The sequence below is a fragment of the Candidatus Vallotiella sp. (ex Adelges kitamiensis) genome (genome assembly GCF_020342435.1).
Lineage (GTDB): Bacteria > Pseudomonadota > Gammaproteobacteria > Burkholderiales > Burkholderiaceae > Mycetohabitans.
This window is the reverse complement of sequence record NZ_CP080504.1, coordinates 419,765-446,671: the sequence shown is the minus strand read 5'-3', so window position 1 is coordinate 446,671 and position 26,907 is coordinate 419,765. Positions and strand designations below refer to the sequence as shown.

Here is a 26,907-nt window from a genome sequence, read left to right as displayed (position 1 = left end):
TGATACTATAGGTATAGTTTAATAACGCGATGGATTCGCGTAGGCACTACATCTTTATTTGCAGAGCACGTATTTTACTATAGATTCTGCACAGAAATTCGAATTTCCTACACGGATTTTATCCTATAGTAGAAAAAGACAAAATAAGTGCATCGAATAATTTTTCTGGAAAAAGCATCTTGGATGCTCATTAAGTGTATTAACTTTTATCAAAGTTTAATCTCTATCGCTCGAAATATGGTAAAGTTGACACTCTGTTGCAGTGATTAATCTCTCTAGCCAAGCGCGTAATAACGTATTAGAGTTAACAAATATAATCGAGACGGCAATAATTTTATACACGTGTTGTCGACGCATCTTAACAGCTAGCTCGGGCACTAGATAGTTCGTGCTACTCGCTAATAGAAAGAGAGTTTTTAAACCAATAACAATCGGCCATAAGCATGCTAGTCTTAGACGTGTAGACGAACGGCGGATTGCTAGCATGTAGTTAATTGCATCGCGAAATTGCGCTAACGCATAGCGTGTAAGCTCTTGTATTATCGGAAGCACCCGAATAGCTGAATCGGTAGACAGTAGGTCTTGCGGCGTTAAACTATACCGCTCTAGCATTGATGACGGTATATAGCAGCGACCAATTCGCAAGTCCTTCGCACAATCACGCAGTAGATTAGTTAACTGTAGAGCTTTGCCAAAGCAAACAGCGCGCTCTGTCATTATTACTGGATCTCCATACAGCGCATTAGGGAAATATGCGTAAGTCATCTCCGTCCAGAAAGCGCCTACACAGCCAGCAACCATGTAGGTATACTGATCGAGTTCATGCCATGCACATAACGCTACGATCCGGCCGGAGCGCTCATATGGAAAAGTGGTTAAATCAAATTCCATGCCACGTGTAAGCGTTAACACAATTCTACGAACTGCTACGCGATCGAAAGCGCTCAACTGCTGTAGAACTTCCAACGCCGGTTTGATCGATTCTAATAGCAACTGCTCATTAGGGTGTCGTTGTTGATCAGCTAACTGTTCGGTAATAGAATGAAGCAGTGCACAATCGTATTTTTCTCCATTTACGTACGCCCGCAGTCTCAGTAGCATCTTCAAGCGTAATGCAGGCTTAATTAGGGGCATATCTGTAATTGTATCAGCGGCACGTGCTAGCAAATATGCTAATCCTACTGGATATCGCATGTCGACGGGCAGCACACGCAGTGTCAAGTAAAAAGAGCGGGACACACTCTTGAGTAACGGGCCAAGTAGGAAATCGCACATCGAATTACGCATAGATTAATTAGTAGTAGTTTCAGAAGCATCTAGTTTTAGGAAGTTTAGCGTCTCAGGGGCATATCGCACGTAAGTCTTACTATATAGAATTGCAGATCAATAATAAATCAGACATCGCGCAGTCGTACATTAATCATCGTGAACAACATCATTATAGTAACTTACAGATTTGTATCTGTAGCGTAGTGAGATCCAGCAAGCGGCTTGCAGGTATTATCGCAGTCTAGTTTGCTTCAATAAAATATTTTTATTGATATTTTTGAATATTAAGTATTCGCCAGAGCGAGTACACGTTTATGCTCGCGCTGGATTTAGAAGAAGACTTAACTCAATTAGTGTTTCTGTGCGTTAAGTAAGCGAGCGCGCTTCTACGCATAACAGCAGGAATCCGGTTTATATAGAAACTCATAGCGCTAACCATCGAGTTTTAATAAATAGTTTGACTAAGTACCTAATTTCGCTATTGAAAGCGTTGTCTTATTAAAGGGAAATTATGCTCTTAAAAAATAATATTTTTGAGAAAATGCACTGAGTCACTGGGCTATTCCGCTTGAAATATATTAACTATTAATTCAGGATAAAATCCTGGGTATTTATATGCTATCGACCGATAAAGTATAAAAAAGTAAAAATACTCATGTGCATACGAAGCAATATTAGCAACATATCGCACCAATAAATAAATAACATCTATAGAATAATCGAGTCGATGAGTATTTACTGTTGAGTTAGATAAATGTTTACTAATGTGTAGCTTACGGCGCTAAACTAGCAAAGATAGCTCTCTCGGAGAGGCAAAACTTTTTGAGTATTGGTTTCTCCTCAAATTTAACGCTGCAATTATCCTATTACTATTGTATTCACAATCAATAAATAGATTGCGCTGTCCAGCGAATTCTAGAGGTTAGCTCAACGACTATATAGTCGATTGTACTAAAATCTAGTAGTAACATCAGCCTCACTTTGCGAGCAACCTTAGCTTCTGTCTGATATAAAAATCTGAATAACCTAAACAAAAATACTGTCTATTAGGTGACGCCTCCCAGGTGGCGTAAATTTAGATTACTTTTAAATAGCCCCTAGTTTTTTATCAGGAAAGACACCTTAGTGAAAGGCTGCATAGGATAGCATGCCTATATATAGAATAACTGATGAAATATATAGTGCGAACATACTATAAAAATAATCTGTTTTATCTAAAATCTAGTTTAGATGTACATCTAAAGTCTTATGCTAGCCACAGGTCAAATTCTTTTAGCACTACATAATAGATTAAATTAATAAGATAAGGACACGTGTCCTAACATTAATTAATATTCGAAGATAATAGGCGTTTCGTAGCTATTTCTAAGGTAGTATGCATTGTACAATAATCTCCCGTTGCTATCCATTGACCCAGGCTTGTTACGATAGCGACGCGAACGCGCTCGCATGTGGGCAATAATATTCTCATCTTAAAATCATCCTCTCAATGCTATCTGTACAGTTCGCACATCTATCGTAAGTGTACTTTTTTGTTCATACAATATTTCCCTATTGTTCTAAATCCGTTTTTCTCATCCGCCGCCCCGTAGCTCTAGACATTAGGAACTTCTAATTTGTCATATAGACTAAGTTTGAAATAATATATGTAAAATCGGAGAAAAAGTCCTTGACGAAATTTAGTCTAAAGAACGAAGATTTCCTTCTTGCTTTCTCAAAGTATTTAGTTGTCTAACACTGTGAGTTAACCTATTTTCTGTAACCTCTTAAAAAGCAAGGCTGTTGATAAATCTCAACAGTCATCCACACTACTCCATTTGCCCCCACCTGTCATTGTATGGTTTCGTGATGATCAACGCCTAGCTGATAATCCCGCTCTCGAATATGCTATTTCTACGGGTCACCCTATTATATGCACGTATATTCACGACCCAGCACCACAAAACACTCGCGCGCACGGAGGAGCTGCGCGCTTGTGGCTTAACGAATCTCTATGCGCGCTTAATGATACGCTTGTAGCATTGGGCGGAGAATTGACCCTTCTTTGTGGGTCTGAGGCACAGAGCATTGAATCATTCGCTGTAGTAATTGGCGCAATAGAGGTATGCTGGAATCGTAGGTATTCGTCAGCTCAACGCAAAACTGATACGGGAATCAAGGCAGCTCTAAAAAAACGAGGCATTACGGTTTTCACTTTCAACGGACATCTATTGCGAGAGCCGTGGGCTGTAGCAACGAGAGCCGGCTATCCATTTCGGGTTTTCAGCACGTATTGGAAAACCGCACGACACGCATATTATCCTGAAGCACCACGGCCCAGACCTCAGAAAATAAATTTCTTTCCTGTTCCGAAAAATGTTGCCGGAGTGGCGCCACTAAAAAACCTGTCTAGAATAGCATTCCAGACTCAAACATATGATTTAAGTAATAAATTGCTCGGGACATGGAAATGTGGGGAGCAAGCGGGATGGACACAGCTGAGTGATTTTCTCACAAATTCCCTACCTTACTACGCGAGTGGACGTGACTTTCCGGAGATGCAAGTAACTAGCTTGTTATCTCCGTATCTTCGTTTTGGTAATCTCTCAGTACGGCAAGTATGGCATGCTCTACTCTCTGTAGAAGGTAGTACGTCTATCGTGAAAAGAAGCGTAGATAAATTTCTCTACGAGCTGGGATGGCGTGAGTTTTCATATTATTTACTCTATCATTATGCGCCACTACATCAAATAAATTTAAAACGACAATTCGATGTTATGCCATGGCGTGACGCTGCTACAGATCTATATGCGTGGAAAAGTGGTAGCACTGGCTATCCACTTATTGATGCCAGTATGAGGGAGCTTTGTCATACTGGCTGGATACATAATCGTGTACGGATGGTAACAGCATCATTTTTAGTAAAGCATCTGCTTATTAATTGGCGCGAAGGAGAGGCCTGGTTTTGGGACAAGCTTGTGGATGCCGATGAAGCTAGCAATCCTATGAATTGGCAATGGGTAGCTGGTAGCGGAGCTGATGCAGCGCCATACTTTCGTATATTTAATCCTGTTCTACAGAGTGAGAAATTTGATCCACAGGCTGTTTATATACGGCGCTGGGTGCCCGAACTTGCGCGCTTACCAAACGAATGTATTCATGCTCCATGGCTCGCACAACCCACACAACTAGCGTCAGCGTCAGTGCGGTTAGGTCAGGATTATCCACTACCAATCGTGCTTCATCAGCAGGCACGCAAACGTGCGCTGAAGGCGATGGAATATATTCACAGGTACGAATCTAGCGATTCTGAGCTGTCATTATAGTTAAGAAAGTAGCTTGCGACACGGCTAATAATAATCTAGAGAAAACAGAGTCCGTGGTATCAACATCCAACCCGTAGCAGATCTAATATAGATAGGTTAGTATTAGTGCAATACGCGCCCTATTTTTATTATCGTTTCCGATATTGATGAGGCGTATCGTCGTACTTATATTAATAATCGTGATTTAGAAAAAATAGCATTATCCTCTCTCTTTAAGCTGGTTTTCCTAATATGGCTTGAGTTTTTGATTTATAAGCAAACGATAAACTATTATAGAATAACTCTATAAAGCACATCAATTCAGCAGACTAACAATAGGAAACTATATTCAAATATCCTGTAGTATGTTGCTGCTCTTAAATAAGAGACAAGTATATCCCGAAGCTATCTATTTAACAGTAAGTACAGCTGTACTGATATTAATGAATAAGGTTTGTTAGATTCAACCGCCTAGACAGCATTTTTCTCACAGAAATAGGCTACCACCCTTTCTAGCCGATAGCTCTAGGCTATATTATTTTAAGAAAAATATAGACCCGCCATTCTTAGGATGGCTAGAACATGCCCGTGTCGAACTAATTGAAATTATTTAGTTTTTTAAAAGAGAATTATTATCGTTAATCTATGGGCAGAATATCAGGATTCCGAACGAAAATTTCTTGTTTACTAAACTACTTTTTTAAAGATATGACTAACAGTAGTAAATCCGTATTTCCAGACCACTCAGCTTCACAGCTGTTCCAACGATGAAGAAAAGTAGATGGGATCAGCTAGCTACCAGCCAAAATAATCATATACAATTGACTATACAAAAATATGTATAGCTAGTACCTACCAATGTAATTGTATTAAACACTTATTTAAGTGTCACATAGCCTACATAAGATAGCTGTGAGTTAATGTTGCACTGAAGCATAATTTGATTAATATTCAACAATAGACTCACCAAATATTAGATATTCGGCATTCGCACTATTCTTGGTTAATCCGAGCACGTAGTGTATTCTTACGCTTTTACCATTATGTAATCTTGTAGCTAATATATTACTAAATAATAAGACTTTGTGTTACATGACAACCCCCTATTAGAAATACCTCACCGATAATCACTATCGTCAATATCGATTAGCTATTCATTAAAAATCTCGTTACCAATAATGGTAGAGGGCGAGAGTTTCTATAAATTGTTAAACCAATATTTCGCAGTCAAACTTAATTCAGCATATTCATAAATTAGCGATACCACGTCAAATTCTCTCTTTCTAGAGCCGCCTAGAATCCCTTTCGGCTACAGTCTGATTTTAATAAAAAGCGCCCCAGAGGAAACTAGTGCTGATGCTAGTGATAATAGCTGCTATTAGTGATAATATACAGAACAGACTCTCGCTCACAGCACACTGCTTAAATCTATTTAACAGAAGATATTTAATCTGTCTTAAATAACTTTAAAAAGTTACATTTTTCCTGTATCACATCGCTATTTACGCACCATGTTGTTGCTATTGCGTCGTATATGCGTTCACTCCCATTGTAATAGAGAGTCCTAGCAATGCGGTTTCATTACTAACTCTGCACTTGTTAGGGCTCACCCAAAACCTTGATATGCTTATTTTATAAATATATCGAACTTACTATCAGTAAGTAATAAATCTCCACATATTCTTACATTATCTAACATGTGCAGCTCTACTAGCCCTGTATAGTGCCACTATACGCCTAAGCCAGACGTCACAGTACAGTAATCTTACTAAGATGCGGTACAATGCCCGCGTTTTTGACTCGATCTGTGTGCTCTTGCTATTATTTGCACAATCAGAGCAGTACTATTTTCGTGCTACATCATGCCTTCTAGTCACCCAACATTTTTGCCCTCTGGGCCTCACCGTATGCGCTCGCTGCCATCGCTAATTTTTTTTAGTCGATGGTTGCAATTACCTTTATACCTAGGATTAATTCTTGCACAAGCTATTTACGTTTTTCTGTTCCTGAAAGAGCTTTTGCACCTACTATTACATGCAGCTTTTCTAACTGAAACGAATGTAATGCTAGTAGTACTTGGTTTAATCGATGTCGTGATGATTTCAAATTTATTGATTATGGTGATCATCGGCGGCTACGAAACGTTCGTATCACGACTGGGTCTCGAAGGTCATCCGGATGAACCAGAATGGCTTGACCACGTCAATGCCGGTGTTTTGAAGGTCAAGTTATCAATGGCTTTAATTAGTATTTCGTCGATTCATTTGCTTAAAACCTTTATTGATCCTGACCAACATTCTCCCCAAGCAGTGATGTGGAAAGTACTTATCCATATGACATTCTTGCTATCGGCACTTGTAATGGCTTGGGTAGATCGGCTTACATCGCACGTTCCGCATGTTCCGATCCAGTCAACGCTTTAATTTATGATTGAACATTTGTTCCTCCGCCAACCGATATAGTACCCTTCATAAAAAACTAGCTATGATAATTATCAAGCAGGAAGACTTGATCCAAAGCGTCGCTGATGCATTGCAATATATCAGCTACTATCATCCAACTGACTATATTCAGGCGCTAGGGCGTGCCTACGAACTCGAGCAAAACCCGGCAGCAAAAGATGCAATTGCACAGATCCTTACTAACAGTCGTATGTCCGCTGAGGGACGCCGCCCGATTTGCCAGGATACTGGTATTGTTACAGTATTTATAAAAGTCGGGATGGGTATACGCTGGGATGGCTCAACGATGAGTGTGACAGATATGATTAATGAAGGTGTGCGGCGCAGCTATACACACCCCGATAACATATTGCGTGCCTCAATCGTTAACCCACCAGAAGGTGCGCGCATAAACACCCAGAATAACACGCCAGCAGTCATCCACTATGAGATAGTTTCTGGAAATAATCTCGACCTACAGATTACAGCTAAAGGTGGTGGATCAGAGAATAAATCGAAGTTCGCGATGCTAAATCCCACTGATTCAATTATTGACTGGGTACTAAAAACTGTACCGACAATGGGCGCTGGTTGGTGCCCGCCAGGTATGCTTGGAATCGGTATTGGTGGCACTGCTGAGAAATCGATGTTGATGGCAAAGGAATCTCTAATGGATTCGATTAACATCCAAGATGTAATATCCCGTGGACCGCTCAACTGGATTGAGGCACTACGCATCGAGCTATATAAAAAAGTTAATATGTTAGGTATTGGTGCACAAGGGCTAGGTGGCTTATCTACTGTGCTAGACGTGAAGATTATTGCGGCGCCCACGCATGCGGCTAGCAAGCCGATTGCAATCATCCCGAATTGCGCGGCAACGCGCCATGTGCATTTTACGCTTGATGGTACCGGTAGTATCCGATTAGATCCACCTCCGCTAAAATCTTGGCCCAATGTACATTGGCGGCCAGACACTAGAAATAGCCAGCGTGTCAACCTCGATATACTAACACGCGAGCAGGTTTCAGGATGGAAATCGGGCCAGACACTGTTGCTCTCGGGCAAGATATTGACTGGACGCGATGCTGCACATAAGCGTATAGTAGACATGTTGGCTCACGGATATCCACTGCCTGTTGACTTCAAAAACCGTGTAATTTACTATGTTGGTCCGGTTTCTCCTGTCCGAGATGAGGTCGTTGGACCGGCTGGTCCAACGACCTCATCTCGGATGGATATGTTCACCGAAATAATGCTTGAGAAAACCGGTCTGATTTCAATGATTGGTAAAGCTGAGCGCGGCCCAGCTGCGATCAATGCAATCAAAAAACATAAAGCCGCTTACTTGATAGCGGTAGGAGGGGCTGCATACCTTCTGTCTAAAGCAATTCGAAGCTCGCGCATTCTCGCATTTGAGGAACTCGGAATGGAAGCTATTTTTGAATTTGAAGTCAAAGATATGCCGGTCACTGTAGCAATTGATTCTAATGGAACATCAATTCATCAGATTGGACCGAAAGAATGGAAAACTAAAATTAATGAGATTTCGATTCTAGCCATGTAGCGAGTTAGAAAAATATGAAGCAGAAAATCCATATATACAATACTAACTAAGAGAGTACTTTATTTATTGATATTCATGCTCACGGCAGGGTATTGTTTATACGAGTAAACAAAAAGTCTTAAAATATTTAAGTGCCTAATAAAAAAGCTAACAGCAATAATTAATTCTTCGTGTATGTGTAGATGTGCTAAAATTTTTAGCCAAATAAGCTAGCTAAGTATAAATATAATAAGTCAATCAGTAATAACAAAACGTACTAACATTTTTAGTTTTCTAAATCTTAGAAATTTGCGCTAGCTATTAATGAGCAATACTTCACAAAAAATATTAGAATGTAAATTAAGGCTTAAATTACTTTTTAAGTAACCCGTAAAAAAACAATTGTGTATTGTAAGTCCGAATAAAATTATGTATCAAACAAAATTTTAGTATCTTAGACGGCATGAAAAAACATATTAATTAACTCGATATCTAACTTAGATTGATGAAAAAATAGATATTCAAAATCACTAGCAGTCTATAATAATTACTGCTTATATATAAGCAGTAATAAGCTATCGACATAGTAAGAATAACGATGCGAAATGCGGCGCCGATCGGCGTTCTTGACTCTGGAGTTGGAGGACTATCAGTGCTTCGCTCGATCCGGGCGGCATTACCTGATGAGACTCTGCTGTATTGTGCTGATTCCTGCTATGCACCATATGGTGAACGTAAGAACTCGTTCATCACAGCGCGTACCTTGGGTATTAGCCGGTGGCTTGAAGCGCAGCATGTTAAAGCAATAGTGGTAGCTTGCAATACAGCGACTGCCCATACATTATTAATATTACGCGAGCGCTTAAAAATGCCGATTATCGGCGTCGAACCTGGTATCAGAATCGCCGCGTTGCGGTCACGTACCCGAGTAGCAGGCGTACTAGCAACTACCAGCACGCTCAAAAGCGAACGCTTTAATGCACTGCTTGCTCAGTACAGCGGGGATTGCCGGTTTATCTGTCAGCATGGGCGTGGTTTAGTTGAGGCAATCGAGGTAGGTGATGTTAGCTCACCAGTGGTTATGCAATATCTATCTGCTTGCATACAACCGATTTTAGACAGCAGTGCTGATACACTGGTACTAGGTTGCACTCATTATTCATTTTTATGGAATGCGCTATGTACAATCACTGCTAAGCAGCTGTATATTGTCGATACGCATGAAGCAATCGCATCTCAATTAGTACGACAACTGACTAAGCAGCGATTACTTATTAACACTATCTCGGCTACTACACACAGTAAAAAAAGACTTGCTTCACCGACATTACGACTCATTAGCACAGGCGATGCTTTACAATTGACTCGTATCGCTCAGAAACTTATCGGCGTTAATATAGACGCTGAACATGTCAAAATAGCCTCGGAACCATTTTAATTTAACTACTACTTACATCAGTCTAAAACGTAAACTAGAGTTAGAATAATACGAGACAATCATATAAATTGCTCTTAGTTTAAGGCGACTAATCTGTATATTTAAACACCCCGTGTTTTTAATTTAGAAATTACTACTTTGATTACTAGCCCAGATTAATAACACATAGATAAAGCTGAGTTGACAGAAATTCGAAATTTTTTATGACAGTGCTTGCGGAGACGGAGGGATTCGAACCCTCGATCTAGGTTTAGCCCAGATGCTCCCTTAGCAGGGGAGTGCCTTCAACCTCTCGGCCACGTCTCCTGGAGGCTATACTTGCGTATAGAGTAGAGCAAGGAAATTAATCTAAAACAAACGAAGAACCTAAAATAGCATATTAATTTATAAGACAGTACAGCAACTATTTTATAGTTAGAAGCTACGCTGCAATTACGTTTTCTCAAGATCGAACTCTTTATAGAGTGCACGCACGGCGCACTCTATAAACCTTTCATCAATCAACACTGAGATTTTTATTTCAGATGTTGAAATCATCTGAATATTAATGCCCTCTTCTGACAAGGTGTGAAACATTTTACTGGCAACTCCTACATGCGAACGCATGCCGACACCAACGAGAGATACTTTCGATACTTGTGGATTGCCTAATACTCTTTGCGCGTTGATATATTCTTTCGAGTGATAAGAAAGAATGTTCATTGCATGCTTGTAGTCGCCACGGTTAACAGTGAAGGCTAAGTCGGTTTTTCCTTCTATACCAGAATTCTGGTTGATCATATCAACATCAATGTTGGCCTCAGCGATCGGGCCAAGGATCTGATAAGCAATATCTATCTTGTCAGGAACATTAATGACTGCAATGCGTGCTTCATCACGCTGGAAAGCGATACCGGAAATAACAGCTTGTTCCATTTTCTCGTTTTCTTCAAAGGTAATCAGAGTGCCCGAACACATTTCTTCATCTAGCGGGATCATCGGATCTATCAGGCTTGATAACACACGTGTTTTAACCCGATATTTCCCAGCACACTCAACAGAACGAATCTGCAGTACTTTAGAACCGAGGCTGGCCATTTCTAGCATCTCCTCGAACGTAATTTGATCTAGGCGACGAGCTTTTTCAACAACGCGTGGGTCGGTCACATATACACCATCCACGTCGGTATAGATTAAACACTCGTCAGCGCGCATCGCAGCTGCAATTGCGACTGCTGATGTATCGGATCCTCCCCGACCTAACGTAGTAATATAACCATCAGGATCCACGCCCTGAAAACCTGCGATGACAACAACTTTACCAGCATTTAAATCAGTTAGCACCCGTTTATCATTTATTTCGTTGATACGGGCCTTTGTAAATGCACTATCTGTCTTAATAGCAACCTGCCAGCCAGCATAGCTGGCTGCGTCTATACCTTCTTCCTGTAGTGCGATTGACAACAGACCAACACTAACTTGCTCGCCTGTCGAAGTAATCATATCGAGTTCGCGAGGATTAGGTTGTTCTGAAATTTTCTGTACCAGAGAAAGCAAGCGATTAGTTTCACCAGCCATCGCGGATAGCACAACGACTAATCGGTGACCGGCTTTATGCCACTTCGCAACGCGCTTTGCGACATTCCTGATGCGCTCAACTGAGCCCATTGAGGTACCGCCGTATTTATGTACAATGAGTGCCATTGTCGTTATAAACTACAGAGAAAAATAAAGCCAGTGCGTATGTGGGATTGTTTAATAGAATAAGGCATAAACAAGATAATGCCATTAGGGCCTACCTAATGGATTTAAATCAGAGAAATTAGATAAAGAACAATTTTGCCGTATGCTGGTGCGCTTGACAAGCGAAAATGCTTATCATATGAGCGGTATATCTGGACGCCATTCGATTCGTACTTGACCTCTACCCGCAACGTTAGGGTCGATGCCTAGTTTTGGTACCCACAGTAATTTATCTCCGGTAAACAACAATGGGAGATGGCGCTGCCAAGTTGGTATTGCCGCTTCTTGAAAGAGGTTTTTCAACGTGCGCAGCGGGCCGCCAACGCGTAGACGCATGCGTTCTCCACCAAGCCGCGCACGTACCGTGAGTGGCACAGATTCGAGAACGCTACACTGCACCCCGCGTTCATCGTTAATATTAGATAATACGAAAACAATGGACCCCTGCCATACCGGCAAATGCCAGACAGACTGACCCGACCATTGAAACTCAGTGCTTAGTGGTATTATTTTCCTAATAAATATCTGATCATCTTGGCTTTCCCACCAGATCCGATCTCGGTATAAGCACAGATATTGTTTACTATATGCAATTCGCAGCGTGGTACTGTTACTGGCATCACGCAATTGGCGAAGTATTTCCTTAATTCGCGCTGAAGATGCTGTTGCTAGCCCTGACTTACGCATCCAAAATCGAAGCAAATTTATCGCACGTTCATCACTAAGTTCAAGTAGCGCACGCCGAGATAGAATTTGGCTTATAGGAAACGATGCATCGAATCGTTTCACCGTAGCAGTAGGCTGACTGACGTATATGCATGCGCCTAAATCATTAATACTAAAATCCTGTAGTAAACGCTGTGCGGTAGCGGCATGTCGGGCTGTCCGTGCTAACGTGTCGCGATACCCGGGGAAATAAATTGCTAGCTTAGGCATTACATGTTTCCGTAGCGCATTACGCATATGCCGAATATCTGTATTAGATGCATCATTTATCCAGCATAGCTCATGCTGACGTGCATACGCTTCTAGAGAAGTTTGAGATACTGACAATAAAGGACGCACGTAGACGAGCCCGTCATGAAGCAAGCGCTTCAGTGGCATTGCGGCGAGACCGGGAAGCCCTGAACCACGCAGTAATTGCAATAGAACAGTCTCAGCTTGGTCGTCAGCATGATGGCCAAGCCACAGCGTGCGTATACGATGTGCTTTGCACATCTGCCTAAGCGCGGTATAGCGCGCATCGCGCGCAAGGGCTTCGATACTTTGCTGTGGCATATCAGCTATTTTAACGGCGCGGCAATCAAAAACAATATCGAGCTGGGAAGCTATATCGATGCAATGGCTACGCCAAGCATTAGCGCAAGCGTTAAGTCCGTGATGAACATGCAACCCGACACACCGGCGCGCACCAAGCACAAGCACCGCCGCATGTAATAGCACCGTAGAATCAAGGCCTCCGCTGAAGGCGATTGCAACAGACTCGCCACAATGAACGGCTTCGGCTTGAGCGGCTACTGACTGAAAAACTAGATGACTACCGGCTAATTCGCTTGAACTTTTCATGCAATTGAATCCTATATAAAGGCCAGCTTGCGTATGCCGCACAGCCTCTATTAGTTCTTAAGCGGGCCAGATTTATATTTTCCATAATTCATTAACCGTTCAAAGTGACGGGCACACAGATCATTTGCGCTCATGCCTTGAAACTGCCGAAGAGAATCGGCCAGCGCACGACGCAGCATTGCAGCCATGCTTTTAAGATCTCGGTGCGCACCACCCAGTGGTTCGTTAACAATCTTATCAATCAGGCCAAGTGCTTTAAGTCGGTGCGCGGTTAGGCTTAGAGCTTCTGCTGCTTCAGGCGCTTTTACCGCACTCTTCCATAAAATCGAGGCGCACCCTTCCGGAGAAATTACTGAATAGGTCGAGAACTGAAGCATTAATACGGTATCAGCGACGGCAATAGCCAACGCGCCACCAGAGCCGCCTTCACCAATGATTGTCGCAATCGTTGGCACCTTTAATTCAGCCATTACATAAAGATTATGACCGATTGCTTCGGATTGACCACGCTCTTCAGCTCCTACACCTGGATACGCACCTGGCGTATCGATGAACGTGAAAATTGGCAATTTAAATTTCTCTGCCATCCGCATTAGTCGCTCGGCTTTGCGATAGCCTTCCGGGCGTGACATTCCGAAATTACGCAAAGCGCGCTCTTTTGTATCCCGCCCCTTTTGGTGACCAATTACCATGCACGGATGCCCGTTAAAGCGCGCAAGACCACCGACAATCGACAAATCATCGGAAAATGATCGGTCCCCATGCAATTCTTGGAAATCTGTGAATAACTCGTTTACATAATCAAGTGTATAAGGGCGTTGTGGATGCCGAGAGATCTGAACTACTTGCCAAGGTGACAGGTGGGCATATATATCTTTTATCAGTTTTTGGCTTTTTTTAGATAGCCGGTCAATCTCTTCCGAGATGTTAATGGCTGAATCGTCTTGAACGAGGCGTAATTTTTCTATTTTTACTGCAAGCTCTGCAATCGGCCGCTCGAAATCCAGAAAGGTGATTTTCATTTATTTGAGTCCTTGAACTATCTGGTAGCACATATTTTAACTCTATGTTGTACTACCTAAATGAGCTCTAAACTCTCACATTAATATTCTAATAATTTTAGACGCAATATTAAGGGTGGATATTTCACTACCATGCTTAATCCAGGTTAAATAGCACTGTTTAGTCTAATCTTTTGGCGGTTCCAGACTGCGCCACATATACCATGTTGCAACAGTACGCCACGGCTCCCAATTCGCAGCGACTTCTCTGGCTTCACTGCGTGTGACTGGCTCACCGCTAAAATAATTAAGACTAATCGCACGAATTAGCCCAAAGTCATCTAGAGGAAGCACATTCGGGCGCATCAAGTTAAAAATTAGAAACATCTCCGCAGTCCAGCAACCAATCCCTCGTATCCGCGTAAGCTCGCCAATAACCGTTTCATCATCCATTAATGGCCATGCCGCGATATGAAGCACACCAGATGTAAAGTTCTGAGCAAGATCTAGGATGTATTCTGACTTTCGCTTAGATAATCCACACTCGAGCAATCGAGACTGCCCAAGCGTCATGATGCATGATGGCGCAATCAACGGGCATGCAGCTATGAGTCGCCCCCATATTGCTTCTGTAGTGTTAACTGATATCTGCTGACTGATGATAGAGCGAGCAAGCGCTACAAACGGATCACCGCACGCTATCAAATAAACAGGTCCAAACTGCGGGATTAATTTTCTAAGTATACGGTCGCAACGGACTAGGTCTTCGCATGCATGGTCCCAATATTCAGGTCGCCCGCCCCCTTCCCACTGCTGTGTAATGTGACACATCACGCTGTTTCTATTAGGATCATTAGCACGTGCCACATGCTCACAGGCAATACTGTGTTTTACCACTACCGGCGCCCTTACTTCAATGCTGCGCGCCGTTTTCTTAGCCGTTGCCATCCTGCCTCCTGACTACGGATTCATATCGATGTGCCGCGCCTTACACGCGTCGCCATTCAGTCATGCCGTTCGGTTTGTCTTCAAGTAAAATACCGTCATCAAATAATGCTGCTCGGATCCGGTCTGCTTCGATATAATTCTTCATGTGCTTAGCCTGTGAACGGACTTTAATTTGCTCATTGATCTGTTCAATATCGAGGGCTGGAAGTTTATCCGAAGCTAACGATTGTCCCTGTAAATACTCGCTGGGATCGCACTCAAGCATACCAAGTATGCTAGCGAGCCTCTTAAGCTGGCGCCCCAGCGCGGGATCGCGGGTGCGATTCAAATCCGAAACTAAGTCGAACAGTGTCGCGAACGCGGCCGGTGTGTTGAAATCATCATTCATAGCAGCGCGGAATGCTGCTGCATGACATTCACCCCAGTCTAGCTCTTGATTATCGGGCGTGACATCTTTAAGTGCTGTATAGAGCCGCATGAGCGCTGCTCGCGCATCGTCTAGACACGCGTCACTATAATTTAATGGTGATCGATAATGCGTGCGTAAGATTAGCATCCTTATCACTTCACCATCATAGCGCTTCAATACATCGCGTAGCGTGAAAAAGTTACCAAGCGATTTAGACATTTTTTCGTTGTCGACGTTGACGAATCCGTTGTGTAACCAGTAATTCACGAAATGTTGCCCAGTTGCCCCCTCGCTTTGCGCGATCTCATTTTCATGATGAGGAAATTGTAAGTCTTGACCGCCACCATGGATATCCAACCGATCGCCAAGTAACGCGCAACTCATTGCTGAGCACTCAATATGCCAGCCTGGCCGCCCCCAACCCCATTGGGAATCCCACCCAATATCGAGTAGTCTATCTTTTTTAAAACGCTTCCATAGCACGAAATCGAGTGGATCCTCTTTTAAATCATTCTGCGCAACTCGCTCCCCAGCGCGTAGGTTTTGGAGAGACTTGCCGGATAATTGTCCATATGCGGAAAATTTTCGCACGGAATAATTAATATCGCCATCACGCCCCTGGTACGCATAGCCATTACGCTTAAGTGCTTCTATCATGCCCAACATCTGCGGTATAAATTCTGTAGCACGTGGCTCATAGTCTGGTCGTTTAATATTTAGTGTGGCCTCATCTTCGTGCATTGCTTTTATAAAGTAGTCTGTTAGCGTGTAGATTGACTTACCGCTATTCGTCGCGCGCCGAATAATCTTGTCATCGATATCAGTAATATTACGTACATATGTAACTCGATAGTCTAGAGTACGCAACCATCGTTGGATCATATCGAATACAACCATCAGTCGACCGTGACCTACGTGGCAATAGTCGTAAACAGTCATACCGCACACGTACATGTATACCTCGCCCTTGCGCAATGGAACGAAGGTTTCTTTGTTACAACTGAACGTATTGTATAAACGGAGCCGATCCATATAGAAACGTTACGTGTGCCAAGCACTGTAAACGCAGTCGGCTAACACACTGACGCGGTGTAACCCTCGTCTTTAGTAAGAGTGGTAAATAGACGATGTTGTCATGGTTCGGAAATCAACTAATCGGATGCAACCTCGAGTGGTACGAGGACTGTCGACTGTTCTAGTTCTCGGCAACAGACCGAGATATTGTTAGAATAGATTAAAGTATAACACCGCGAAAAATCTATGAATACGACCCGTGTGCGTATCGTGCTTGCGGTAATAGTCTGCTTAGCTAGAATAGCGTTCGCACAACTCTTGCCTGCTGTCACTGATGTCAAGCAAGAGCTTGACGCCACACTCGCAAAATTCGACGATCGCGTCTTTATGAACCCGCGTGATGTACAGGCTCGCTTCAAGCGAGCTAATGTACTTGTACAGCTAGGCCGAGATGACGACGCAATCACTGCATATACAGCGCTGACGCAGACCTATCCGGAACTACCTGAGCCGTATAATAATCTAGCTGCTCTATATGCAAAGCACGGAAAACTAGAAAAAGCCCGTGCGTTACTTGAGATAGCAGTACACGCAAATCCAGGCTACGCGCTTTCACAAGCCAACTTAGGTGATCTTTATCTCCGACTTGGGGCTGAGTCGTTCAAGCGTGCAAGCGAGCTTGAACCATGTGACACGTATTCTGCGTGCCGCAGACAGCAAATCGAACGACTCCTGGGTCTGTCGAGTCTGCCGAAAATAGCCGGTTCAGCCACTACAAGATCTGAGCTTTTATCAATCACGATGCCAAAAAAAGAAGTATTACACTTCCCGACTATTGTTCCTAGCGCTAATACAGGGCCTTCGCTACTACCTTACCGAATACCGAAGATAATACAACCTTAATCCACCTCTCATCGTTGAGAGCATATTATATTACGCATTATCGTTGCTCAAAATATTAGAATCGAAAATATGAAATTGTTGAATTGCTTACTTGGATCGATTTCTACGAGTTATCTAGCGAGCTAGCTTTAGATGCTTTAACGTACTATTCAAGACAGTATCTAGGGATGTGTTCGCTCAAACTACATATCATCAAAATGTCATATACAATCTACAAATACTTATATCTAGCAAATATAACAATGCGCTCATTCATCGCCTTATTTTCCGATCCAGACTATAGGGCGAACTTACGCAAATACTAATTCGGCTAGAAGGTCTAAACAGATTTAGAAACACGATTAATTACTATCCTAGATAGTGAGCGCTAGATGTTTTTGTTTAGAAAACTCTCTGTTTTATCAAAGCTTAACCACTCTCTCGTATATTAAGAGGCGTTGATGTAAAAAGGCTGGAGACGGCACTATTTTATATGGGTAATAAAAAATAAAATTAATCGATAAAATACAGCACTATGCAGCTGTACCTGCGGATTCTATTAGAATGCACTGTCCGCAATGCTTTGATTAAAGAATCAAACATCGTTGTCCAAAACTGAAACGTGTATGTTGAATCTAACTGATAAAAACAGCGCATTGTGCTCGATATTATTAATATCCGATCTGCATTTGAGTGAGGCGCTGCCGCGCACTGTTGCTGCATTCGAGCATTTTATCTGTGTTACCGCAGGCGCAGTCGACTCAGTATTCATTCTTGGCGATCTCTTCGAGTATTGGATTGGTGATGACATGCTCGCCTTACCATTTTCACAATATATCGCCAAACTTATGCATACGCTATCTGAGCGCGGTATCACGCTGTATATAATGCATGGTAATCGAGATTTTCTACTCGGACCCAAATTTATGAAGACTGCAAGCGCAATACTGCTGCCCGACCCGTGTGTTATCACAGTTTTTGGCGAACGCATTGTACTCACACATGGTGATGCGCTGTGCACTGCTGATATCAGCTACCAACGATTTCGACGCGTTACTCGCACTGCTGTAGCACAAAGCCTATTTTTTGTACTACCGTTGCGCTGGCGTGAAAAAATCGGTGAAAATATGCGCCGAAAATGCCTTGTACAACCAATTCAGATGTCACCTCAGCATGATGTGACATCTAATGCGCTTTCACACTTATTCTCTAGAACCCATACCCATACTATGATCCATGGTCATACGCATTTGCCAGCTTACCATTACCACCACGGTACCGCACGGTGGGTGCTACCGGACTGGGAACTTGACCACGGTACGACACGCGGTGGCTATCTGAGGATTGATAAAAACGGTATCCACGTACTACCGCTTAGTCTTTAAGGTGGAGTAACTCGGGCCACTAATCTTCAATGAAATCTTGATATTTTCCAGGGTTATTGATTCTGACTGTATTCACCCGTTGATTTTTAATAATGCTTTCCAAGAAGCTTGGCCCCTGCTATCACTTTATCAAAAGTTAATCGCTTGCTAAGTGGCATTAGCTATAAATTTATAAAATATTAGTATTAATATGTGATAGCATTTATTTTTAATCTACATATAAGAAAAAGTTTTTATAAAATCTTTATTACATGATACTCACTCAGTAGTCTATTAGACATGGGTCGCATGTGATAGATTGTTAATCGTCGTCAGACTAATCTACACCTACTTTATTTCACGAGTATTATATACAATTTTTGTATACTACTATTAACTAGTATAACTACTCAGCACTCTCGCAGCAGCTTTCAGTATATGTATTGCCATACTCATTATCCATTTTAGCTATTTTCTAAATATCACACTCAGTCTATTGCGCTTACGCGCTTATCCCGTCATTGATAATATTCGTCGATCGACAATAAAATTAGGATTTATATCAATATAAGTAACATTGCATAAGGTATAACATCAAACGCTTTAAATAATGCTACTTCGCATTCTAGAAAGAATGCGATAGTACGCGAACGCATGAGATAACGATAATATCGTACAACTTAGAGTAAGAGATTAAGATGAAATAAATAGTGCGAATTATTTAATTAAGCTTTCTCGCCGAGAGCGTACTAATCTAACTTGCGTCAATTGCTAGTTATTACCACGGAATACCATAAGACTTCAGAAGGATATGCTTAGCGATACCATGAACGATCTTAATTTCCTCATGCTCCAGGTTAGCCCTCAAAAATACCCGTCGAAGCCGTAGCATAAGTTTTTTAGGGTTAGCGGGATTAAGGAAATCTAGTGCAATAAGTGCATTCTCTAGATGTTTGAACATATATTCAATTTCGTCATGGGGCACTATCGATGCAGCGATACTAGAAAGCGGCGTCTGATGCGCAGCACTCAATAGCGCTAAGCGTAACTCATAAGCGAGAATTTGAACTGCTTGTGCAAGGTTCAGTGAGCTATAGATAGGATTAGCTGGTATATGAGCCATCGCGTTACAGCGTTCGACATCAACATTAGATAACCCTGTGCGTTCATTGCCAAACACTAATGCGATATCGCCAGTCGCCGCTAGACCACGGGCACACAACGCAAGCATGCGGGGTGTGAGTATCGGCGGGCCCCACTTGCGTTTGCGTGCTGTAAGCGCTACAGACCAGTGAACATCTGCCAATGCATCAGCAAGAGTTGGCATGATTTTTGCGGCCGCTAATACGTCATCTGCGTTGCTAGCCATTGCTTTCGCATCGGGATTAGTGCATACCATCTCGATCCGAGGTGCAATCAGAACAAGGCGAGAGAAACCCATTGTCTTTAAAGCGCGGGCCACCGCACCAACATTACCAGGATGGCTCGGCTCAACAAGCACGAAGCGCACCGACGTAAAGCTTGCATCAAAAGATAGAGTATCGACATCTAGGCTTGCGTCAGCCGAAAATGATCTATGTACAGTAAGACTATTGTTCATAGTGTAGATTCATTAAAAAGATTTAACAATAGCTGTAATGTTCTATTACAAGCGTAACAGCACTAAGACATACACTGATGTACAGTGTGCACTTACTGATAGAATCACAAGTTCAGAGCGCCGCCGTACAACATTCATATGATGTTATGCTCCGCTCTTTATCAATTCGCGAGGTCTAGCTGCGCGGTATGACACCGTAGCAGTAGCTTGCATCTAAGGAAAGCCCATGCATCCAATGCTTAACACTGCTGTCAAGGCTACACGCCGTGCCGGGCAGATTATTAATCGTGCTTCATTGGATATCGACTTGCTGCAAGTAAATAAAAAGCAGCACAACGATTTTGTCACTGAAGTTGATAGATCAGCAGAGACAGTAATTATCGATACGTTACATGCTGCATACCCGGAGCATGGATTTCTCGCCGAAGAGTCTGGCGCTAGCGCTAATAAATCTGAGTATGTATGGATTATTGATCCGCTAGATGGCACGACAAACTTCATTCACGGATTTCCGCAGTACTGTGTGTCGATTGCTCTTTCTTATCGTGGAGTCATTACGCAAGCAGTCGTCTACGATCCAACCCGCAATGACTTATTTACAGCATCGCGTGGTTGTGGGTCGTTTCTCAACGATAGGCGTATCCGTGTATCACGGCGAGATCGACTAGCTGATGGGCTGATTGGTACTGGTTTTCCGTTCCGAGATCAAAGCGGGCTAGACGGGTACCTAAAGCTGTTCGGCGAAATGACATGTGCATGCGCTGGCCTTCGCCGCCCGGGCGCGGCAGCTCTAGACCTCGCATATGTAGCCGCCGGGCGCTATGACGGCTTCTTCGAGCAAGGCATTCAACCGTGGGACATTGCGGCTGGTAGCTTGCTTGTTAGCGAAGCTGGAGGACTAGTTGGCAACTATACAGGTGACTCCACTTTTTTGTACCAGCATGAAATTGTTGCAGGCAACCCCAAACAGTATGCACAGATGGTGCGGATTCTCAAGCCATATAGTCAAGTAAAAAAGGCAGTCTGAGCAAAAAGAAGTTAGTTCTAAGGTACTCTCAGAATATTATAAGTACCGCATTGAATTGAAGTAGAACCCGCCTTAGCCAAATAATCCGAACATCCACGGCGCTAAGAGTGCCTATGCATCTTTGTTATCTCTGCTTACTACGTGTTAGGAAACAGCGTCTAAATTAGAGGTGCGTCTAATATTAAGGAATATACAGATATAATCTAAGCAGCTAGATACCAGTGTTAATAGTGTTTATGGCTATAATCAGTGTTAGAACGGTTGATGCACATCTGTACTGATAAATACAGATGAACTTCCCTGAAAGTTATCGGGCTAATAATTGTTAGAATGCAGGTAGGCTATCTTCCTTTGAAAGAGTTACGCTTGACATGACATAGAAATACCAGAAAATATCAGAATAGCTAGAGACTAGCATACGCCCTGCACGACTAATGCAAATTTTACTAGTTAGCGAACACTCTCAGAACTACTCCTAATTACTATTCAAATTAATATAATAGGTTTAAGAAATAGCTAAGAGTCTAAACAACCTGCTCTCAGAAATAGTCATCGAAAATCACGCACTGATGATGCGTCTAAGTATTAAAGCTAATTACCCTGACACGATGGTGTTAAAATGAGTGGTTATTAAGAACAGTTCTACGAGAATTCAGAAAAAATAGTATGACTGCTGCTTTAGCTCTTGCGCGGTTCGGTATATTGACGGGTAGTTTCAATCAAGATGACTCGAGTACAGCATCATTCTCTTGAGCAGTACTTGGGAAAGTGTCGGGTCGCGACTGATCGATGTTAGCGTAGATAAGATACCAGCCGGAATCGGATATATTGGCTGCTTTATATGCTTGCAAACGATAGTGCTTCATAGCAACTAATTTTACCTAAAACCCGAGAACATGAACGTGATTTCTCACGTGGAACTTTGACCCCGCATTAGGTGTACAACGTCTATATAAATAATTAACAACTATAAAAAAATTTAACAGATTTTCCGCAAGAGCTTAGTACTGTATACGACACAGCCGACGTACTTTTGATGTACGCAGCATAGACCCAAAAGCAGCAGATTCCGCACGTCTGCTTACTAAATATATTAGGCTCGATCCAGCTACGCGCCGCAATCTTAGGTTAACTGAAACGTTGCAAGACATAGATTCTCGATGCTATTCTTGATGTGTGCTATACCCCGATAGGCAGTCGCCTACTGCTTTACTGGCTGTGAGTAGAGCTTACCGATTATTGATAATTAATTATTGCGCGAGCCATCGCGAGCGCGTCTACAACATGATGTACCGCGGTGTTACTGCATCTGACTACAATGCAGCATTAGACAAATAGCATGGTGTTTCATAGAATTTTGGATATTTTCTCGTTGATCTTAAAATGTATGAACGCATTCAAACCAATGTTCGAGTTGAATATAATAAGATCTATTTACGACTTCTATATTAAGGCGACTCATGTACATACTAACACAGTATCAGAAGACTACCGACACCCCCGATTTTAAAAAACGCTGAACGCTAAATCACTCCAGAGTCAATACTAGATAGTACCTTCTCCGAAGGACAAGCTATAGATAGTGAAAGCAGCGCTGATTATGTTTATAGCATACCTCGAAGGAAACTCTGTAACAGAAAGGTAGGTTAGTTTCGCTCTTGTTGACTAGATCTTTATACAAATCGTCGCTACTCATAACTTTATGGGCGACCGCTTGACTTTTATGATCGATATCGCTGAAGTTTTATAAATTCTAAACAACACGAAATCGCATAGTCTTGTACTAGTAGATCCAGTTGACTATACATCGACCTTCGATGGACGTGCTTTCGATTGGACTATTGCATGCTATCTACTCTCATATAAACAGAGCTATACGTTCTTCGCTATACATTACTTCAATTTACGCAATTACAATACTAAACAGTATCAAATATTTACTTTTATCATTAAAACATGAGTGTGGGCATATATTTATATGCCGCCTATGAAGGTCCAGCGAACTAAGGCTATAGATTATAAGTCGCTCGACTGGCTAGTGTCCTGCTTCCGTAATTTTATTAGAGCGCATTATCTATTACCATAGGTAGTCAGCTATTATCACAGCGCAATTGAAAGCTTTTCATATGTTAAGTAGTTTATAAAATATAATTTTTTATAATCCTAAGCTAATTAGCTATTCTTATTAAGAAATGTAAAATACAGGCGCCACTTGACACACCTACCTCCCTCATTTGCTATTTGGCTGTTACGACTAAAATAACTGTCTATGCTAAAGCTAAAAGAGAATTTTATCTGGTCAAGTAATCAATTTCTTTGCTTTATAAGCCCTATTGATTAGACGGCTGTATCATAATTCCTACATAGTAGGAATATAGTTATACTCTTTTTATTGAGCTAATTTTTTTAAAAAACAATTATATTTAAGGGTCATCGAATATGGTAATGCATTCTGGGAATAAAAAATTTCTATTACATTTTAGTTGCAATATCCCGGGTGCAAAGCACATTTAAGTTAAAATGAAGGGGGCGTATTAGTGGGCATCGCTTTTCAAGTAATTAGTCAATGGACCTTTCTAATGAAAGGTTCCTCATACCTTTATATGGATAATAATCGCACAAGCTAACCGTGACTTATTACCATGTTTTGATATCCGGACTAAACTAGCAATAGATTATTATTCTAAATTTTTAATAAAAAGAGATCAATGTAGTTCAGTTCACGACAGTACTACATACATTGGCATCTTTGGGCTTTTTATTATTACCTCAGCAGCATAATGATGAACCTAGTAAAGTTACTGAGACTATAGAGTAATAAGCATAGCCGCACGTCATCTGACATCGGACGAATATTGATTAGATGTACCCTGATGTATTAAGGCCACCCAGGTGGCTTCTCGCGAAGTAAGCATTAACCACACAAAATTAATCATTCAATAAATTAAGGACGCGCTAAGAGCAGGCCCGGTTGATATACTGAGCTATCAGTATACATGCTACTAAAACTACATCTGCACTTATTTCTACTGTTCCAATCGCTTACTCAATACGGAAAGTGCTTGAAGTCAATGCAGCGTCGGAAACAAGCCGTAATTATTCTCAATGACTTCTAGCCCACTATCATCATATGCACGCTCTTGCTCGACCTCATCAGCTGTAGCGTCGCGCACATCTCTAACCGTCAGTAGAAAACGCAAAGCTATGCCAGCTAACGGGTGATTGCCATCAAGCACAACTCTATCCGCAGTAAGATCAGTTACGGTATAAATTATAGGATCGACCCCTTCTTCGTCTTCGCTTTCGAACTGCATGCCCACTTCCAGTGGCTCAGGAAAGCGCTTTCGAGGCTCTATTTTAATACGTCTAGAATCATAGTCGCCAAACGCATCAATGGGCTCTAGCTGGATCTGCGTTGAAAACCCTGTCTCATGGCCCTCTAATACTTCCTCGATCCCCGGGAACGTGCCATTATAACCACCATGTAGATAAACTATCGGCTTATCGCTTTCCTCAATCAAGTTACCTTGTGCATCGGATAGTTTGTAGACAACAGAAACAACGGTATGCTTCGCGATTTTCATTTGCCCTTCCAAAATACAAGATTGATTATACGAAGCCTATAAGCTTTTCTTGACCAAGATTATAGGTTGTATCGCTCACTATTTAGACACTTATACTGATTATCTCGTTTGTGTTTGTTACTTGCTATTTCATGTCTATTTTCTCTTACCCGCCTTACAGCTTCACACTAGCATAGTACATGCGGCCGTGTAAGGCAAAGGTGCTTATGTGACACATGTAATTTAACAATGTCGAGTTTTTCATAATCTGCTAGGATGAATTGCATTAGCATCTCAAGCTGTTCCCGCTTTCTATCAGGTACACGCCAAAATAAAGTCGGCTGATTAATTATAGGATCCATATCCCAACCGAACAACAGATTCTTACTTAAGCTATAATGTCATTGCTGCTAGCTTTATTAAAAAAATCGAATAAGAAGCTTACTTCTTGAGATAAGAGACATGCTTTCACTTACCGAGAAATATTACATGCAATAGCACTGTACTAGGTGAATGTCTAACCTATTTACTCAACTTTGGTATCGCACTAATGTACGTTAGGTTTTATAATTTATTTCCGTCTTATTTTGCTGAAGATGCTGTGTACGCCTAAGCGCATCAGACTTCTACAAATACTTGACCGGCCAGCTATAATTGACTATCCGTCCACTATATTTACGGGGCTAGATGTGCACAACATAAATTTTGTTAGGCAGATGTGTTAGTCATACGAAAAGACCATAAAATTTTTTAGAAGCTAGTTTAGCGAGCTACAAATAGCGTTTGTATACAAAATACTATTTTTTATACATTCTTAGTTTTCTTGCTAAAAAACACACCTCCATCTAAAAACAATTTTTCGTATGAAAATATTCCAGAATAAAGAATCGATCACATTAATACAGAGCTTACTTAAAGTATTATTAAATAGCGTATAGTACGTTATTCTAGGAGGGGTGTAGTATCCTCTTGGTATTTATCCATGACACAATTGTTATACGAATGGTATCGTTCAGACTAGATGCGGATTGGCAATCTATAAAGACTGGTCCTCCGTATCTCACAAAGTGTAATTTTGTTTGTAAAAGGCAACGAACCGGACCGAGATTTATCGACGGGCAATGTGAAAGTACATATAATTCCTGCCCAAGCCGTAGGTGAAGAGATGCAACAAGCATACGACGCACTAGCGGCTATAGGTAGGTGTTAAGCACATAATATCAGTATTATTCTCGCTGTTGCTTATCTGTCACTATAAAAGGACGTGATCATGAAGAAATCCCTCCTCGCAGTATCTCTGTTAGCAGTAATAACTCTAGCGGCTTGCGGCAAGAAAGACGAAGGTGCGGGTTCAACTCCTGCTACCGATGCTTCTACCGCACTGTCTCCGACTGCGATTCTACAATCGCCAGAAGAAGGCGCTACTGCTTCGAGTAACACCACGTCAGCTGCTGCTTCAGCCTCTGGCGCAAACCAGTAGTTACTGTTAGAAAAAGAACCGACCTATGGTCGGTTCTTTTTGACACACTTCCAAGTATATTTCGGATAAATTCTGACTCTTGTGTTGCCGATAATTATATCAATCTCAAACGCAGCTAGAAAAAAGTTAAGATGGATTTTTATCCTGTAATAGCGAGCTATATTAATGCAGTGTGACTTATTTCACTCGATTACCCATTCTTATTATTGCTACATTTCTCTATACACTATAAATTCTGACTAGATGGATATAATCTATGCACGCACATCAGTAGATATAATTCTATTTTATTTATCGTAGCTAGATGAGCATCTTAGTTGAATAAGGTACCTACGGCATGAAATAGCTCACGC

The 26,907-nt window shown here is 41.8% G+C and carries 17 protein-coding genes and 1 tRNA gene; 9 read left to right on the top strand and 9 right to left on the bottom strand.

The features are described from left to right. Positions 1–216 precede the first annotated feature (216 nt). Entirely contained in the window at positions 217–1,287 is a 1,071-nt protein-coding gene (locus K0T93_RS01755) for a phytoene/squalene synthase family protein (RefSeq protein ID WP_225721681.1), read from the bottom strand. A gap of 1,799 nt (positions 1,288–3,086) precedes the next feature. Between K0T93_RS01755 and K0T93_RS01750 the strand changes: the two genes are divergently transcribed. The 4 genes from K0T93_RS01750 (at position 3,087) to murI (ending at position 9,978) form a co-directional block, all read left to right on the top strand. Continuing rightward, positions 3,087–4,574, top strand: a complete 1,488-nt coding sequence (locus K0T93_RS01750) for a cryptochrome/photolyase family protein (RefSeq protein ID WP_225721680.1) — start codon at positions 3,087–3,089, stop codon at positions 4,572–4,574. Positions 4,575–6,415: 1,841 nt separating this feature from the next. Continuing rightward, positions 6,416–6,976 carry a TIGR00645 family protein gene (locus K0T93_RS01745; protein WP_225721679.1) on the top strand — a complete coding sequence of 187 codons (561 nt, stop codon included), beginning with the start codon at positions 6,416–6,418 and terminating at the stop codon, positions 6,974–6,976. Between the two features lie 61 nt (positions 6,977–7,037). Beyond that, the gene (locus tag K0T93_RS01740) at positions 7,038–8,561 is read left to right on the top strand and encodes a fumarate hydratase (protein ID WP_225721678.1); all 1,524 of its coding nucleotides are present in this window, start codon (positions 7,038–7,040) and stop codon (positions 8,559–8,561) included. Between the two features lie 577 nt (positions 8,562–9,138). Continuing rightward, the gene (gene murI, locus K0T93_RS01735; protein WP_225721677.1) at positions 9,139–9,978 is read left to right on the top strand and encodes a glutamate racemase; all 840 of its coding nucleotides are present in this window, start codon (positions 9,139–9,141) and stop codon (positions 9,976–9,978) included. A 216-nt stretch (positions 9,979–10,194) separates the two neighbouring features. On the opposite strand, the gene K0T93_RS01730 is transcribed toward murI, so the two are convergent. The 6 genes from K0T93_RS01730 to cysS all read right to left on the bottom strand — a co-directional run bounded on the left by K0T93_RS01730 (position 10,195) and on the right by cysS (position 16,656). Beyond that, positions 10,195–10,284 (bottom strand) — tRNA-Ser (locus K0T93_RS01730). A 126-nt stretch (positions 10,285–10,410) separates the two neighbouring features. Then, on the bottom strand, positions 10,411–11,661 hold the full coding sequence (locus K0T93_RS01725; RefSeq protein WP_225721676.1) for an aspartate kinase: 1,251 nt from the start codon (positions 11,659–11,661) through the stop codon (positions 10,411–10,413). A gap of 174 nt (positions 11,662–11,835) precedes the next feature. Further along, positions 11,836–13,266 carry a tRNA lysidine(34) synthetase TilS gene (tilS, locus tag K0T93_RS01720; RefSeq protein ID WP_225721675.1) on the bottom strand — a complete coding sequence of 477 codons (1,431 nt, stop codon included), beginning with the start codon at positions 13,264–13,266 and terminating at the stop codon, positions 11,836–11,838. 50 nt (positions 13,267–13,316) lie between these two features. Then, positions 13,317–14,288: an acetyl-CoA carboxylase carboxyltransferase subunit alpha gene (locus K0T93_RS01715; protein ID WP_225721674.1), complete on the bottom strand. Its 972-nt coding sequence runs from the start codon at positions 14,286–14,288 to the stop codon at positions 13,317–13,319. Between the two features lie 165 nt (positions 14,289–14,453). Continuing rightward, positions 14,454–15,215, bottom strand: a complete 762-nt coding sequence (locus K0T93_RS01710; RefSeq protein ID WP_445082797.1) for a DNA-3-methyladenine glycosylase family protein — start codon at positions 15,213–15,215, stop codon at positions 14,454–14,456. A 40-nt stretch (positions 15,216–15,255) separates the two neighbouring features. After that, complete coding sequence (gene cysS, locus K0T93_RS01705) at positions 15,256–16,656, bottom strand: cysteine--tRNA ligase (RefSeq protein WP_225721673.1); 1,401 nt, start codon at positions 16,654–16,656, stop codon at positions 15,256–15,258. Between the two features lie 228 nt (positions 16,657–16,884). Between cysS and K0T93_RS01700 the strand changes: the two genes are divergently transcribed. Together K0T93_RS01700 and K0T93_RS01695 are read left to right on the top strand one after the other, a co-directional pair. After that, entirely contained in the window at positions 16,885–17,541 is a 657-nt protein-coding gene (locus K0T93_RS01700) for a tetratricopeptide repeat protein (RefSeq protein ID WP_225721672.1), read from the top strand. Between the two features lie 605 nt (positions 17,542–18,146). Next, positions 18,147–18,905, top strand: a complete 759-nt coding sequence (locus tag K0T93_RS01695) for a UDP-2,3-diacylglucosamine diphosphatase (protein ID WP_225721758.1) — start codon at positions 18,147–18,149, stop codon at positions 18,903–18,905. A 757-nt stretch (positions 18,906–19,662) separates the two neighbouring features. Here the strand turns inward: K0T93_RS01695 and K0T93_RS01690 are convergent. Further along, positions 19,663–20,484 carry an RNA methyltransferase gene (locus tag K0T93_RS01690; protein ID WP_225721671.1) on the bottom strand — a complete coding sequence of 274 codons (822 nt, stop codon included), beginning with the start codon at positions 20,482–20,484 and terminating at the stop codon, positions 19,663–19,665. A gap of 226 nt (positions 20,485–20,710) precedes the next feature. Between K0T93_RS01690 and K0T93_RS01685 the strand changes: the two genes are divergently transcribed. Both K0T93_RS01685 and K0T93_RS04510 read left to right on the top strand, forming a co-directional pair. Next, positions 20,711–21,511, top strand: coding sequence for an inositol monophosphatase family protein (locus K0T93_RS01685; RefSeq protein WP_225721670.1), 801 nt, complete (start codon positions 20,711–20,713; stop codon positions 21,509–21,511). A gap of 1,750 nt (positions 21,512–23,261) precedes the next feature. Next, positions 23,262–23,471: a MutS-related protein gene (locus K0T93_RS04510; protein ID WP_225721757.1), complete on the top strand. Its 210-nt coding sequence runs from the start codon at positions 23,262–23,264 to the stop codon at positions 23,469–23,471. 1,108 nt (positions 23,472–24,579) lie between these two features. Here the strand turns inward: K0T93_RS04510 and K0T93_RS01675 are convergent. Continuing rightward, the gene (locus tag K0T93_RS01675; RefSeq protein WP_225721669.1) at positions 24,580–25,095 is read right to left on the bottom strand and encodes an FKBP-type peptidyl-prolyl cis-trans isomerase; all 516 of its coding nucleotides are present in this window, start codon (positions 25,093–25,095) and stop codon (positions 24,580–24,582) included. Between the two features lie 1,249 nt (positions 25,096–26,344). On the opposite strand from K0T93_RS01675, the gene K0T93_RS01670 reads away from it, so the two are divergent. After that, positions 26,345–26,554 (top strand): hypothetical protein, encoded by a 210-nt coding sequence (locus tag K0T93_RS01670; RefSeq protein WP_225721668.1) that lies wholly within the window; start codon positions 26,345–26,347, stop codon positions 26,552–26,554. Positions 26,555–26,907 lie beyond the last annotated feature (353 nt).

Coding starts and splice junctions, on each gene's coding strand:
- K0T93_RS01675 (WP_225721669.1), bottom strand. CDS start 25,095: ATGAAAATCGCGAAGCATACCGTTGTTTCTGTTGTCTACAAACTATCC.
- K0T93_RS01725 (WP_225721676.1), bottom strand. CDS start 11,661: ATGGCACTCATTGTACATAAATACGGCGGTACCTCAATGGGCTCAGTT.
- K0T93_RS01670 (WP_225721668.1), top strand. CDS start 26,345: ATGAAGAAATCCCTCCTCGCAGTATCTCTGTTAGCAGTAATAACTCTA.
- K0T93_RS01740 (WP_225721678.1), top strand. CDS start 7,038: ATGATAATTATCAAGCAGGAAGACTTGATCCAAAGCGTCGCTGATGCA.
- tilS (WP_225721675.1), bottom strand. CDS start 13,266: ATGAAAAGTTCAAGCGAATTAGCCGGTAGTCATCTAGTTTTTCAGTCA.
- K0T93_RS01685 (WP_225721670.1), top strand. CDS start 20,711: ATGCATCCAATGCTTAACACTGCTGTCAAGGCTACACGCCGTGCCGGG.
- K0T93_RS01690 (WP_225721671.1), bottom strand. CDS start 20,484: ATGAACAATAGTCTTACTGTACATAGATCATTTTCGGCTGACGCAAGC.
- K0T93_RS01755 (WP_225721681.1), bottom strand. CDS start 1,287: ATGCGTAATTCGATGTGCGATTTCCTACTTGGCCCGTTACTCAAGAGT.
- K0T93_RS01710 (WP_445082797.1), bottom strand. CDS start 15,215: ATGGCAACGGCTAAGAAAACGGCGCGCAGCATTGAAGTAAGGGCGCCG.
- K0T93_RS01745 (WP_225721679.1), top strand. CDS start 6,416: ATGCCTTCTAGTCACCCAACATTTTTGCCCTCTGGGCCTCACCGTATG.
- K0T93_RS01715 (WP_225721674.1), bottom strand. CDS start 14,288: ATGAAAATCACCTTTCTGGATTTCGAGCGGCCGATTGCAGAGCTTGCA.
- cysS (WP_225721673.1), bottom strand. CDS start 16,656: ATGGATCGGCTCCGTTTATACAATACGTTCAGTTGTAACAAAGAAACC.
- K0T93_RS01695 (WP_225721758.1), top strand. CDS start 18,147: ATGTTGAATCTAACTGATAAAAACAGCGCATTGTGCTCGATATTATTA.
- murI (WP_225721677.1), top strand. CDS start 9,139: ATGCGAAATGCGGCGCCGATCGGCGTTCTTGACTCTGGAGTTGGAGGA.
- K0T93_RS01700 (WP_225721672.1), top strand. CDS start 16,885: ATGAATACGACCCGTGTGCGTATCGTGCTTGCGGTAATAGTCTGCTTA.